13 protein-coding genes are annotated in these 13,336 nt (G+C 47.8%); 8 read left to right on the top strand and 5 right to left on the bottom strand.

The window, feature by feature from the left end:
• Positions 1 to 7: 7 nt before the first annotated feature.
• The 5 genes from DWX00_RS02095 to DWX00_RS02075 all read right to left on the bottom strand — a co-directional run bounded on the left by DWX00_RS02095 (position 8) and on the right by DWX00_RS02075 (position 5,474).
• Entirely contained in the window at positions 8 to 1,036 is a 1,029-nt protein-coding gene (locus DWX00_RS02095) for a zinc-dependent alcohol dehydrogenase (RefSeq protein WP_055268459.1), read from the bottom strand.
• Between the two features lie 398 nt (positions 1,037 to 1,434).
• Entirely contained in the window at positions 1,435 to 2,556 is a 1,122-nt protein-coding gene (locus DWX00_RS02090; protein ID WP_330416909.1) for an ROK family transcriptional regulator, read from the bottom strand.
• 129 nt (positions 2,557 to 2,685) lie between these two features.
• On the bottom strand, positions 2,686 to 2,757 hold the full coding sequence (locus tag DWX00_RS20355) for a TnpV protein (RefSeq protein WP_243037951.1): 72 nt from the start codon (positions 2,755 to 2,757) through the stop codon (positions 2,686 to 2,688).
• Positions 2,758 to 2,933: 176 nt separating this feature from the next.
• Positions 2,934 to 3,971: a helix-turn-helix domain-containing protein gene (locus DWX00_RS02080; protein ID WP_117801920.1), complete on the bottom strand. Its 1,038-nt coding sequence runs from the start codon at positions 3,969 to 3,971 to the stop codon at positions 2,934 to 2,936.
• Between the two features lie 408 nt (positions 3,972 to 4,379).
• Positions 4,380 to 5,474 carry an ABC transporter permease gene (locus tag DWX00_RS02075; RefSeq protein ID WP_243037950.1) on the bottom strand — a complete coding sequence of 365 codons (1,095 nt, stop codon included), beginning with the start codon at positions 5,472 to 5,474 and terminating at the stop codon, positions 4,380 to 4,382.
• 306 nt (positions 5,475 to 5,780) lie between these two features.
• Between DWX00_RS02075 and DWX00_RS02065 the strand changes: the two genes are divergently transcribed.
• From DWX00_RS02065 to DWX00_RS02030, 8 genes are all read left to right on the top strand, one after another.
• Entirely contained in the window at positions 5,781 to 7,154 is a 1,374-nt protein-coding gene (locus DWX00_RS02065; protein WP_330416880.1) for a ParB/RepB/Spo0J family partition protein, read from the top strand.
• 309 nt (positions 7,155 to 7,463) lie between these two features.
• Positions 7,464 to 7,820: a DUF7768 domain-containing protein gene (locus DWX00_RS02060; RefSeq protein ID WP_003500157.1), complete on the top strand. Its 357-nt coding sequence runs from the start codon at positions 7,464 to 7,466 to the stop codon at positions 7,818 to 7,820.
• A complete protein-coding gene (locus DWX00_RS02055) occupies positions 7,807 to 8,892 on the top strand; it encodes a DNA cytosine methyltransferase (protein WP_118594586.1) in 1,086 nt (361 codons plus the stop codon). Before DWX00_RS02060 ends, DWX00_RS02055 begins: the two co-directional genes overlap by 14 nt.
• Positions 8,855 to 9,610: an antirestriction protein ArdA gene (locus tag DWX00_RS02050; protein WP_243037949.1), complete on the top strand. Its 756-nt coding sequence runs from the start codon at positions 8,855 to 8,857 to the stop codon at positions 9,608 to 9,610. Before DWX00_RS02055 ends, DWX00_RS02050 begins: the two co-directional genes overlap by 38 nt.
• Before the next feature lie 14 nt (positions 9,611 to 9,624).
• On the top strand, positions 9,625 to 10,674 hold the full coding sequence (locus DWX00_RS02045; protein WP_118359302.1) for a hypothetical protein: 1,050 nt from the start codon (positions 9,625 to 9,627) through the stop codon (positions 10,672 to 10,674).
• 91 nt (positions 10,675 to 10,765) lie between these two features.
• The gene (locus DWX00_RS02040) at positions 10,766 to 11,236 is read left to right on the top strand and encodes a PcfB family protein (protein WP_118594584.1); all 471 of its coding nucleotides are present in this window, start codon (positions 10,766 to 10,768) and stop codon (positions 11,234 to 11,236) included.
• The gene (locus tag DWX00_RS02035; protein WP_118594583.1) at positions 11,233 to 13,056 is read left to right on the top strand and encodes a VirD4-like conjugal transfer protein, CD1115 family; all 1,824 of its coding nucleotides are present in this window, start codon (positions 11,233 to 11,235) and stop codon (positions 13,054 to 13,056) included. The genes DWX00_RS02040 and DWX00_RS02035 overlap by 4 nt, the downstream gene beginning before the upstream one ends.
• Before the next feature lie 89 nt (positions 13,057 to 13,145).
• The gene (locus DWX00_RS02030; protein WP_003500126.1) at positions 13,146 to 13,304 is read left to right on the top strand and encodes a Maff2 family mobile element protein; all 159 of its coding nucleotides are present in this window, start codon (positions 13,146 to 13,148) and stop codon (positions 13,302 to 13,304) included.
• Positions 13,305 to 13,336: the final 32 nt, after the last annotated feature.

The raw sequence follows: 13,336 nt of genomic DNA, 5'->3' as shown, positions 1-13,336 counted from the left end.
GAACTCCTTACTTTTCACTGACGTTGATAATTACTTTCATCGTTGTCTCGCGGTTATCATCAATATACTGGTATGCCTTCAGATAATCTTTAAAAGCAAATGTCTTTGAGATGAGCGGTTTCAAATGAACTTTGCCCTCATTTACCAGTCTGATTCCATCTATGTAATCATCATGGCGGTACATCATCGTGCTCTTAATGTCAAGTTCGTGGTCATTTGCCACTGCAAGATCTACTTCTGCCATTCCTGCAAAAACAGCCACCAGTACGATCGTGCTTCCTTTTCTTGCATATTTAATTGCCTGTCCCATTGTGATATTGTTTCCGGCACAGTCGTAGATCACATCCGCCTTGTCCGGTCCAAATGCTTCGATCATCGCCTCACCGAAGTCTTTATTTTTGGTATTCACACACACATCAATTCCACATTCTTTTGCCTTCGCCAGTCTAAGATCACTGATATCTGTGATCATCACTTTCGCTGCTCCCATTCCTTTTGCTGTCTGTGCCACGAGATTTCCGATCGGTCCTGCTCCAAGGACTGCAATATTCATGCCAGCCACATCGCCCATCTGTTTTACACCATGAACTGCCACAGCAAGAGGTTCGATCATAGCTCCTTCTTCATAGGACATATCTTCCGGAATAGGTGTTACTTTAGATGCATCCACTGCAAAATACTCAGATGCTGTTCCTGTCGTCTGAAATCCCATTACTTTTAATTCCTCACAGAGATTATACTTTCCATGACGACATGGATAGCAATGTCCACAATATACCTGCGGCTCTATCGTCACCTTCTGTCCCACATGAAACTCGGTGATATTTTTTCCAAGTTCTGTAATCTCACCAGAAACCTCATGTCCCTGTGTTACCGGATATTTTGTAAACGGATGTTTTCCATGATAAACATGAATATCTGATCCACAAACACCAATATTCATAATCTTTACCAACACCTGATTTTCCTTTACCTCCGGAACCGGAATCTCTCTGAAAATAATTTCTCCTGGATTTGTCATTACCTGCTGTAACATAGTTGTTTCCTCCTTTTTTATATTGTTATACGTTTTATAAAACGTTTTATTAAAGTAATTATATTATTGTCCTATAAACACAATTTGTCAATATGTTTTTTCATATTTTTATATATTTCATAATTTCAAAATATATTTTTTGTATATTTTTCACAATTAATATGCAAAAAAAACGGAAAGGAAACCGTAGTTACTGTTTTCTTTCCGTTTTTTACTATAATATCTTTTTCTAATTTTACACAACTTCTCGTTTTTCACACATATAAATCGGACATCGCATTCGCTTTGCAACCTGTCAGTGGGAGTTTTTAACTCCAACAGACTAAACATCCCCTTACCCAACGCTTAATTCCCTACGCACCAGATGCGGTGGACTGCTTATCTGCATTCAAAAAAAATTACAATTCTACCATATGTTTTGTAAAAAAGTATTTCGCGGCTCCAACAGCCGACGCTTCTTTCTTATACGAACAATTTTTCAAGTATGAAACATCATGCTCAAAGCCATTATATGCCATCACTTTTTCTCCCAATGGTATCATATAATCTGACAATACGCCTCCCACATCACCTCCTAGTATGATGTCCATATCATATGCCATCCGCAGATTTGATATCAAAACAGCAAGATGATCCAAATACTCATTCCATGTCTGCAAATTTTTTTCATCACCACTTTCAATTTTTTCCATAAATGCATCCAGTGACTGCCTGTTATCTTGTGTCAGTACACTTGCTGCACAATATGCATCTGCACATCCTGATTTACCACAATAACATTTTCTTCCACCGGGAACGAGTATCATGTGACCAAACTCCCCTGCTTTCTGGTTCTGCCCGCGAAACAGCTTTCCATCTATGCAGAATGCACCTCCTAAGGTGTGATTCAAAGACAGATATATCGCATTTGGATATTTTTGCTTTTTTTCTGCAAGCATTGCAGCATTAGCATCGTTTTCAAAATATACTGGAATTTCCAAAGCCTGCTCTAAAAAGCGCAGACTATAATTCTCTATACCTAAAGCATGGGATTTTAAAACGATCCGTTCTTTCTGATCAATAATTCCTGGAATCGCCACTCCAATCCCAAGTAGCGTGTCCTTCGCTAATTCGCCTTCAAGAAAAGTTTTGACCTTTTGTGCCACCTCTGTACAATAGAATAATTCTGCCGTAAATTTTAAACGGATGCGATCTTTTTTTATAATCTCATCTCCAAGATTTACTAATACCATTTCTATATGATTCGCTGTAATCAAAATTCCCATTGCATGACAGTATGACTTATTAATCCCTATACTTTTTGCCTTTCGTCCACCGGTCGAAGCATATTCCCCAGTTTCTTCCAACACCATTTTTTCTAATAAGTCATTCACATTTGCTAACACAGTCGGCATACTCAAGTTTAACTCTTTTGCGATTTCCGCCTTGGATGTAACATGCTTGTTTAGCACATAATTAATTATTTTTTTTCTTGTTGTATTTTTTTTATCTTTATTTTCCGTTTTCTTACCCTCTTTTATTAAATATATTATAAAAGAATTATATGCTTTTTTATTCTTCTTGTAAAGTAATGTTTTATAATAAATCTCCGACAGAATTTATCTTATAAACAGCCAAAAGCTCCCGAAGGAGTTTTCCACGCTTTAGATCTACACCAATTCTTTTAGCACAAGTTCTTCTGCCATATTACAAATACCATTTACCAATCTGACCCATTCCATCTGATCACGAGCTTTCAACTCAGCACTGATTGCATCCAACTTCTAAATCTAAGTCGATCTCTATCGTGTCATCTGGCTTTTGTTGGGACAAAAGAACTACCGTCTCACAGAACATATTTTATCGCAAGGCTTTTAAAAATGGAATAGATTTTACCAAACGACAGTTTTCAAAAAACTTATCTGTCAAAAATTAATTTCTCCCACGGTTCATATCCTGCCATGTAGCCGAATTCTTCCTCATTTCTGAATCCTTCAAGAAGTTTTTCTTTTACACCATCTAATATAGCTTCATCAATATCTCTGAACTTCATATGCTTATATAAACCGGACTTTCTAAAATCATACATAGTACCCACATTATCAAGAAGATGTTTTACCACCTTATATGTTCCCTCTACATCTTTCCCTGCACATACAATATCAAGCATTGGCGAATGCTCATTATATTTTCCCATTTCCAATGTATGTGCAACTGCCTGTACCTTCCCTGACAAAAATCTCGCATAACCGATATCATTTTCCCGCAATGCCAGTCCCGCCATTGTGGAAAGAACAAAATTAAGTGTACTAAAGCCGGAAAAAATAACATTTTCATATTTCTCATATGCTTCTTTGATTTTTCCCTGCTCCTGGAGTAATCTTCCCTGATAATAACTTTTCATAGGATCGTGTTCTGAAAAATAGTCCAGATATTTTTCTGCTTTGGCGTAATTCTTCTTACGTAAATAAAATCCAAATAAGGAATCTGCTGCATGATGCTGTATCTCTTCATTCTCATCATGTAGTGCCAGCTCATACCATGCGTTAATCTGCTTATCATATTTTTCCGGATTCATGCATTTATCCGTTATTCTTCTTGCATCAAGCATTACCGCAGCCTGCCAGATAAGCATGTTACAATTCGGATATTCCTTTATAAGTCTCAATGCCCATTCATAAGTCTTTTCATAGCCTTCTTCTGAAAACATCCTGTCCATCTTCCTGATAATTTCTTCGATTTCAATATCTGAAAGTTTTTCATGAAAAGAAAGTAATGTATCAAGTGAAATATCAAGCAGTCTTGCAATTGGTGCCAGCAGTTCAATATCCGGCTTGGAATTACTATTCTCCCATTTGTTTACAGCCGGTGTCGTCACGCCTAATCTGTTTGCCATCTCCTCCTGCGTCATACCAGCTTCTTTTCTATATTTTTTTATAACAACGCCTATATCCATTTGCTTCATCTCCTAAAAAATTCAAAAGCTTTTGTATACTCAGTATATCAGATTCATATAGATTGCTCAATTGAACAATGTTTAATTTCTATTCAATTTAATTAACCACTAGGAAATGTTGCATGATTAATCTGCTGTTTTGGCTGCCTTGATACTTCTTAGGTTGACGGCTAGATACGCATTAGAGATGTCTCCATCCAAATGCTGTTCTAGCAAGGGATTTTCCCCTTGAACCCATCATTTACGATATATGGTGGCGCTTTTCGCCCCCAAATAGTGAAAGTGGGGGCACTTTCTGCCCCCACTCAGGAAATGTTGCTAAAATACTGTTTAGATTTATCATACATACAAAATGGACGTTATCTATTTCTCCTCTTCGTTAAGACCTAGTTCATTACATATTACTTGCTATCCCTGATACCTTATTCTTTCTACCAGCGTTTCCTTTTTCAGATTACTGCTTAAAACGCAGGAAAGTACAATCTGCAACAGACCGACCAAAAAAATCATAATAAAAATTGGTACGATTGGAACATGATAGATATTCATTCCAAATATTCCATTATGTTTTGCATAGAAAAAAAGTGCATAGCCGAGCGGCAGACCAATGATCAAAGCTACGCATATGGTCCCAACCGTAAAAATCAGTCCCTGTAACTGCAGGCATAAATTTAATTGTTTATTTGTCATACCCACAGCCTGTAATATACCATATTCCTGCTTTTTTGTCGTAATATTCATGATCATGGTATTCGCCATATTCATAAACCCGATGAGTCCTACAACCGCCATAAACAGATAACAGCCAAGCTTCATCATGCTGCTTGCAAATTCGGCAGATTGTAACTGCGCATGATAACTATCCATTTTTATATGCGAAGTATTAGAAATCAAAGTATTCAGACTTTGTTCTACAGATGCCACATCTTTTTTATCACAGTCCACCCACAGATAGCCATAGGCTGTTCCTCTCGGATTCATGGAACGATATACACCTTCCGGAATGACAAGATAAGTGTCCGCGCTTACAAAGGATCCTGCAATCTTTCCCTGATAGGTATAGGTTTCACTTCCATTCTCAAAGTCAAATGCAATGGATTCACCCGGAGCATATCCATCTTGTTCCATCCACGTTGACCAGCCAAAGAAAATTTCACCATTCTTTACCGCCTGATCATAGTCCATAGAGCCAATGTCCCCGTCTTGGCGTATAAAATCAAAATCATTTTTACTCACAATATCAGCCGGAAATCTTGTTCCGTTCAGATTTACAGAGACAATCTCTCTCGTCATGACATCTGTTACTCCCGGAATGCTTTTGATTTCTTCAATCAGCGAATCATTCAATGGATCATCCGTCAGAATCGTATCCAGGTTATTCTCCGGATATCTTTCATCATACTCAGCAGAATAGTCAAGCTGCAGTTCAAATTGTCCATGATTAACGGAAAGACGTGCTTCATGCTCCGTGTCAATATTTCCCACATAATTAGAGATAATCACAAACAATACGCAAGAAAAACCCATTGTGAGGATAGTACCAATAGTTCTTTTGGGATTACCCGTTACATTTGCCATTGCCATAGAAAACACGGTGACATTTTTTCTGCCATTTCGTTTGCAACGGTGTACAAAGGGAACATAATAAAAAACTTAATAATGGACTGCCAATCTTACACAAAGTACCGCCCAAACGAGACTACGGGCGGTATTTTTGTATCATGGCGGAGAAAGGAGGAACTTCCCACGGGGGCTTGACTGAAAAGTTGAGCCCCTTTTTTCATGCCAAAAAACAGGAGGTAAATGCTTATGGCAGATGATAAAACCACAAAAACGCCGGAACAGCCGGTAACGGATAGCGGGCCGGGCAAGGAAACGCCTCCCGCTCCCCAAAAAGAGCCGGAGAAGGTTTCCGTTTCCCCGGAGCCGGAAAAAAAGACGGAACCAGAGGTAAAGACCCCACAGGTTTCTGTCTATAACTTCGCTGAAATTACGAAGGAAAAGAAAGCCGAGGAACGGGCGGCAGCTCCCGGCGTGGAAAAGCCTGACCCGGCAAAAACGGAAAAACCGGAAAAGCAGCCGGAGGCTCCGAAGAAAGCAGAGGAAAAACCCAAAGAGCCGGAACAGCCAAAGCGCCGGGGCCGTCCCCCGAAAGCAGATAAGGACAAGGCCGCAGCCCCGAAGCCCAAAGCCCCCGCACAGAAACCGGAAAAGGCGGTCAAAAAGGAACCGGAGAAAAAAGCAGCTCCAACGGTACAGGCCGCTTCCGCTCCGAAGGGACCCGAGAAGCCGAAGGATGCACCACGCCGGGGCAAGGAGCAGATCGTCTATATCAAGCTGAACGAGCTCCACGCCTTCAAGAACCATCCCTTTGAAGTCCGAGACGATGAAGAAATGCGGGCTATGGTGTCCAGCGTCAAGGACAAGGGCGTTACCCAGCCTGCTATCGTCCGTCCCCGTGAGGATGGCGGCTATGAGATCGTGTCCGGCCACCGCCGCCAGAAGGCCAGCGAGCTTGCCGGATATGCGGATATGCCCTGTATTGTTCGCAATCTGACGGACGATGAAGCCATCACGCAGATGGTCGAGGACAATCTCAACCAGCGTGAAGAAATCCTCCCCAGTGAGCGGGCCAAAGCCTTGAAAATGCAGCTTGAGGCCATCAAGCACCAGGGCTCCCGCACTTCGGGCCAGATTGACCCGAAGGACGCAGGAAAACGCTCCAACGAAATTGTAGCCGAGCGCAATAAGATGGCGGTCAAGCAGGTGCAGCGGTATATCCGGCTCAATGAGCTGGTTTCCGACCTGATGAAGCTGATGGATGAAAAAAAGCTGGGCTTTACTACGGCGGTGGAGCTTTCCTATATCGGCAAGAAGAACCAGAACTATATCGCCGTCGCCATTGACAGCCAGCAGTCCTCGCCTTCACAGGCGCAGGCAAAGCGTATGCGTGAGCTGGACGAAAAGAAGCTGCTCAACGGGGATGTGATCGACGGCATTATGATGGAGGACAAAAAGGAGGTAGACAAAGTGATTTTGACAGGTGCGGAACTGAGCAAGTATTTCGGCAAGGAAACTACGCCGAGGGAAATGAAGGACCAGATCATCAAGCTGCTGGACGACTGGAAGGGTCAGCAGAAGGAACATGAAAAGCCGGAGAAGAAAACCGAACAGGAAAAGTAAGCCCAAACTTCGGGTCAGCATGGCCCGAGGATTGCGGGGCTCTGCCCCGCGCCCCGAAGCTCTGGAGATATAAATTATTCCCCGTCGCCAGTTATTCCGTAGCATAGCCGGGAAAATCAGTCAAGGGCAGCGCCGCCGCAGGCGGTGCCAGAGGCACCCTTGACGGATTTCTCCCGGTTATGCTTTTTCCCGGTCAAGCGACGGGGATATAAATTCTCCAGAGCCGTTCCCCTTCCCGGGGGAAGGGGCGGAGGGGTTGGGCGATACCTTGCTTTTCCCTAAACCAAAACAGAAATGGAGGCTCAACCAATGAAACGACCTTTAGCATACCTGACCGCCGCATGGAGCGGCGAGCCGGATGTTGATATGGAGCTGGCGGCCCACTACTGCCGTCTTGCTTATGAGGCGGGCTTTTCCCCAATCTGCCCGCTCTTGTATCTGCCGCTGTTTTTGAATGACAGCGTTCCCGAGGAACACAAGGCCGGGATTGATATGCGCCGGGATATGCTGCGGCGCTCCCACACCCTGATCGTCTGCGGCAGCGCTGTGGACGAGGATGTAAAAAATGATATTGCGGTTGCCGGACGGCTGGGCATTGCGGCGACAACGCTGGAAGGGGTGCTTGCCGTGAAGGGACACGGCACCCCGGGCCATGCCGGACATTAAGCTGGGGAGCCTTTTTGACGGGATCGGCGTGTTCCCTCTGGCTGCTTCACGGTGCGGTATCCGTCCGGTATGGGCCAGCGAGATTGAAAAAGCGCCCATCTCCATAACCAAAAGGCACTTTCCCGATATGGCGCATTTGGGAGATATTACGAAGGTGGACGGCGGGAAAATCCCGCCGGTCCATGTGATAACCTTCGGCTCTCCCTGTCAGAACCTTTCTCTGATCGGCAACCGCTCCGGTCTTGCCGGGGCAAAATCAAGCCTGTTCTATCAGGCGTTTCGTATCATACAGGAAATGAGGGATGCTACTGATAACCTATATCCAGCTATCGCTGTTTGGGAAAACGTCATGGGAGCGTTTTCTACAAATGACCGGATGGACTTTAGAGCCGTCCTATCCGCCTTCTCGGACACCGAAGTTCCAATGCCTCCTTCGGGAAGATGGGGAAACGCCGGAATGGTGCGAGGGGGAACACCTGATGTGTGCTGGCGGCTCATGGACGCCCAGTATTGGGCAGGCTCCCGAAGGCTGGCACGAAGGCAGCGGATTTTCGTCGTGGCGGATTTTGGAGGCAGACGTGCCGCAGACATACTATTTAAGCCCCGTCCAATGCTCCCACTTCCTCCGCCTTGCGGAGAGGGCGGGCGGACCGCCGCCGAAGGAGATCGAACAGCTTCTTTTGAAACAGGGCGGCAGATACCAGTCACCCACCCCTTTCAGTGCTTCCGTATGCGGGGAGCGGCAAAAAGGCAGGAAGAAACGGCCTTCCGAAACAGCTTCGGATTACCAACTGACCCTTTTCCCACTCTTTTAGCCAGTGATGTAACGCCCTTTGCCTTCTGGTATGAGGGCGACCCGAAGGGCGGCTGTATCCGTTTTCTGATGGAAACGGAAAGCGAACGGCTGATGGGGCTGCCGGAGGGCTGGACAAAGTACGGGGCGGACGGCGTGGAGATCCGGCTTCTGCAACGCTACAAGGCGCTGGGAAATGCGATTGCCCTCCCTTGCGCCGATTACATTATGGCCGGGATTTATGAGGTGCTGGCTGACCGGGCCGGAAAGGAGGAATGAGCCCATGTTTGAAGCCTATATAACCAATACAGCCCTATACCCCTTAATGGGGATTGAGGTAGGGACAACGGTACATTTCCCCATGACGACACAGGAGTTGCAGGCCGCTCTTGCCAAAATCGGGATAGACGGGAAACGGTACAGCGAAGTGTTCTTTACCAGCTTTGACAGCGATGTGCTGGGACTCTACGATCATCTCTACGAATGTGAGAACATCGACGAGCTGAACGAGCTGGGCCTCGCCCTGCTGGAAGTACGGGATAAGGGCGGACTGGAAACCTTTGAAGCCGCTCTTGTCTTGGGAAACCACACAAGGAGCGTGAAGGATTTGATAAACCTGACGCAGAACCTTGACCTTTACCGCTTTTACCCGGATATTTCCGATGATGAAGGGCTGGGCCGTTTTTATGCCGACGAGTTTGGGACCATCGACATACCGGAGCACATTCAGAACTACTTCGATTATGAAGCATACGGGCGGGATGTGCGTATCAACGAGGGCGGCGTATTCGCTCCCGGTGGGTATGTGTCGGCAGTCCCGGAGGGCTTCAAGGAGTATTATCACGGGCCGCAGGACATCCCGCCGGAACACCGGATATTTGCCTATCCCGAAAAGGCCGAGCCTGTCCACTCCATTCTCGCCGCACTCAAACGGTTTCAAGAGACCCCGCCCGCTCCGAAAAAGGACAAGGCGGGACCTTCCCATGAAGAACGGTAAGACTTCGGGCCAGCATGGCCCGAAGCATGAAGGAGGTGCATACCATCAACTATTACCCTATCAATGAAGGAGCCGCCCGCCGGGCAAAGGAAATGAACAGCTTTTCCGACTACAAGGAAGGGAGCGCAACGGCGGAATACCGGGCAATGGTGGATAAGGCCGCCGCCATAGCCGAACAGCAAAAATCCAGGGTGGACCCCATGTACCATGAGAAGATCGACCATCTGCTGGACACCTACGCCCGCAAGCTGGCCGAAAACATGAACCAGGGCTTTGCCATTGACGCGAGGGTTCCCTCTGTGATGATCGCCGGACCTGCCAACTTCCCGGTAGGAAAAAAGGAAAAACAGAACCGGGCCCGAGACAGCAACATGGAGGAATGGCGGTATATTCAAGGGCTGCTGGATAAGATACGCAGCACCGGCATGGGCGGGATCAGTGCCGATGACCCGGCAGCGATTGAAAAGCTCCAGAAGAAGCTGGACGGGCTGGAACGCTCCCAGCTCATTATGAAGGAGGTCAACGCCTATTACCGCAAGCATGGCAAACTGGACGGCTGTGCGCTGCTGTCGCCGGACCAGATCGAAAAGCTGAAAGCAAGCATGGCGTCAAGCTGGCGGAGCGACCCGAGGCCCTTTGAAAGCTACCAGCTTACCAACAACAATGCGGAGATCCGCCGGGTAAAGGCCCGTATCGAACAGCTTTCCAAACAGGCACAGCAGGAATTTTCCGGCTGGGAGTTCGATGGGGGCCGTGTGGAAATGAACCGGGAGGACAACCGCTTGCAGGTGTTCTTTGACGGAAAGCCTGACGCGGACACCCGGGCCGAGCTGAAAAGCAGCGGCTTTCGCTGGGCTCCCAGCGTAGGTGCATGGCAGAGGCAGCTCACGGACAACGCCATCCGGGCGGCTGACCGTTTGGAATGTATCAAGCCGCTGTCCGGCGAAAAGCCCTCCCAGCTTCAAAAGAAGCCCTCTATCTTGCAGACCATGCGGGAACAGGGCGAAAAAGTCCAGACGGAGCCGGAAAAGAAAGCTCCGTCCGGCAGGGATGCCGAGCGGTAAGCCTCGGGCCACATTGGCCCGAGGTTTTCTGTTCCCCGAAACTGTACGGGGGCCTCCCGGATAGCGGGGACCCCGACGGAAAGGAGGTTTTATGCAGGAAGAAGTAAATCAAAAAACGGTTGCCCTTTCGATCAGGACAACAAAGCTCACAGGAAAAGTGCTGGCTGCCGCTCTTGGCAAGGTGGTTCAGGCGCTGCAAAAGCACCACCGGAAGGCGCTGACCCCGCAGGGACGCCAGAGCGTGAAAAAGCTGATGAACCACTATGGCGGCAAAAGCGCCATGCCCTATGTGGGAGCCCCAAAGGATTTTGACCGGATCGCAAAGGAGTTCCATGTGGACTACGCTTTCCATAAAGTGAGCCCCGGTCATTACCTACTGTTTTTCAAAGCCAATCAGGCGGACGCTATCACGGCGGCCTTCCAGAAGTACAGCGCAAAGGTGCTGAACAAAGAGCAGGACAAGGCTTCCATCCTCGGCCAGCTTCGGAAATTCACGGAGCAGATCAGGACGCAGGCGAAGGAAAAGCAGCGAACCAGAGAGGCGGTGAAGGACGGACGTTGAGTGACAAGATTAGAAAATATGTGCTCCCAAACCTGCCGTACCTCTTTGTGTTCTGGTTCTTCTCCAAAATCGGGACGGCCTACCGGATCGCCCCCGGCACAGACTTCGGGACAAAGCTCATGGGGATGCTCGATACCTTCCCCAAAGCATTTGAAACCTACTGGCCGGGGCTGGGAGGTATTGACCTGCTGGTGGGCCTTGCCGGTGCGGCTGGGGTGTATCTGCTGATACAGTCAAAGATCAGGCAGGCGAAAAAATTCCGGCGGGATGCAGAGTACGGCACTGCCCGCTTTGGAACAAAGGAGGATATAAAGCCGTTTGTAGACCCTAAATTTCAGAACAATGTCATTCTGACAGGGACGGAGTTCCTTACCATGAACACCCGTCCGAAGATACCCGCCAATGCCCGGAACCTAAACGCCTGTGTCATCGGCTCGTCCGGTTCGGGCAAGACAAGGTTCTGGCTGACCCCGCAGCTCCTTCAAGCCCATTCCTCGTATGTGGTGGTAGACCCGAAGGGCGGCACCCTCGACCAGTGCGGGCGGTTTCTGCAACGGGAGAAATACAGGGTGCGGGTGTTCAACAGTATCGACTTTTCAAAATCCATGCACTACAATCCGCTGGCCTATATCAAGACAGAAAGCGATGTTTTGAAATTTGTTACCGCCCTGATTGCCAACACCAAAGGCGACGGCAAGGAGGGCGACGAGTTCTGGACAAAAGCAGAAACCCTCTTGTACTGCGCCCTTGTGTCCTACATCGTCTTTGAGGGGCCGGAGGAAGAACGCAACATGAATACGCTGGTGGAAATGATAAACAGCATGGAAGTCCGGGAGGATGACGAAACCTTCAAAAATGCGGTGGACTATATGTTTGACGGGCTGGAACGCCGCAGCCCCCAGCACTTCGCCGTGAGGCAGTATAAGAAATACAAGCTCGCCAGCGGCAAGACAGCCAAAAGCATTTTGATTTCCTGCGGTGCAAGACTGGCTCCCTTTGATATTCCCCAACTTCGGGAGATCATGTCTTATGACGAACTGGAGCTGGATAAGCTGGGGGATGAAAAATCAGCGCTGTTCTTTCTTATCAGCGACACGGACACCACCTACAACTTTTTGGTTGCCCTCGCTTTTTCGCAGATGTTCAACCTTCTGTGTGAACGGGCTGACAACACCTATGGCGGGCGTCTGCCCTATCATGTGCGGGTGCTGTGGGACGAGGCTGCCAACACCGGGCAGGTGCCGGGGCTGGAAAAGATTGTGGCCGTCATCCGCTCCCGTGAGATCAGCCTGACGCTTTTTTATCAGGCAATGAGCCAGTGCAAGGCATTGTACAAAGACCATTCCGAAACCATCATGGGCAACATGGACAGTATCGTATTCCTCGGAGGCCGGGAGGCTTCCACCCTAAAGGATATTTCGGAAAACTGGCTGGGCAAGGCCACCATCTCCATGCAGACCGAGGGCCGAAGCCGTGGACAGTCTGAAAGTTACAGCCAGAATATGCAGAGGCTTGGCCGGGAGCTGATGACCACCAGCGAGATCACCACCATGCCCGGGGATAAATGTATCTTGCAGCTTCGGGGGCTCCCGCCCTTCCTGTCCCCGAAGTATGACTTGAAAAAGCACCCGAATTACAAGTACACAGCCGAATTTGATAAAAAGAAAAACGCCTTCCGCTTGGAAAGCCTGTTCCGCCACCGGCCATTGAGACTAAAGCCGGAGGACGAATACACGGTGTACGAAGTGGACGGCTCCGACACAGACGAAGAAGCTGACCTGTTGAATTTCGATGATCTGGACAGCGACGAGTTTGTGTAACTTCGGGCCATGATGACCCGAAGCGCCGCCGATGTGGGCGGCTTTTTTTGTACCCAAAACCATCAAACAAACAAAATGGAGGAACGTATATGGAATTTTTCAATCAGGCAATCGACATTCTTAAAATTCTGGTCATGGCTCTTGGCGCTGGTCTGGCGGTATGGGGCGTCATCAACCTTCTGGAGGGTTACGGGTCGGACAACCCTGCGGCAAAAAGCCAGGGCATTAAGCAGTTCATGGCTAATTAAAGGGAACAAAAAGAAAGGAAAAGCACAATCCA

Source organism: Blautia sp. AF17-9LB (genome assembly GCF_003479185.1).
GTDB classification, from domain to species: domain Bacteria; phylum Bacillota; class Clostridia; order Lachnospirales; family Lachnospiraceae; genus Fusicatenibacter; species Fusicatenibacter saccharivorans.
This window is presented reverse-complemented; position numbering and strand designations above follow the sequence as displayed.

Coding starts and splice junctions, on each gene's coding strand:
- DWX00_RS02095 (WP_055268459.1), bottom strand. CDS start 1,036: ATGTTACAGCAGGTAATGACAAATCCAGGAGAAATTATTTTCAGAGAG.
- DWX00_RS02080 (WP_117801920.1), bottom strand. CDS start 3,971: ATGGATATAGGCGTTGTTATAAAAAAATATAGAAAAGAAGCTGGTATG.
- DWX00_RS02065 (WP_330416880.1), top strand. CDS start 5,781: ATGGCAGATGATAAAACCACAAAAACGCCGGAACAGCCGGTAACGGAT.
- DWX00_RS02060 (WP_003500157.1), top strand. CDS start 7,464: ATGAAACGACCTTTAGCATACCTGACCGCCGCATGGAGCGGCGAGCCG.
- DWX00_RS02055 (WP_118594586.1), top strand. CDS start 7,807: ATGCCGGACATTAAGCTGGGGAGCCTTTTTGACGGGATCGGCGTGTTC.
- DWX00_RS02050 (WP_243037949.1), top strand. CDS start 8,855: ATGAGGTGCTGGCTGACCGGGCCGGAAAGGAGGAATGAGCCCATGTTT.
- DWX00_RS02045 (WP_118359302.1), top strand. CDS start 9,625: ATGGCCCGAAGCATGAAGGAGGTGCATACCATCAACTATTACCCTATC.
- DWX00_RS02040 (WP_118594584.1), top strand. CDS start 10,766: ATGCAGGAAGAAGTAAATCAAAAAACGGTTGCCCTTTCGATCAGGACA.
- DWX00_RS02030 (WP_003500126.1), top strand. CDS start 13,146: ATGGAATTTTTCAATCAGGCAATCGACATTCTTAAAATTCTGGTCATG.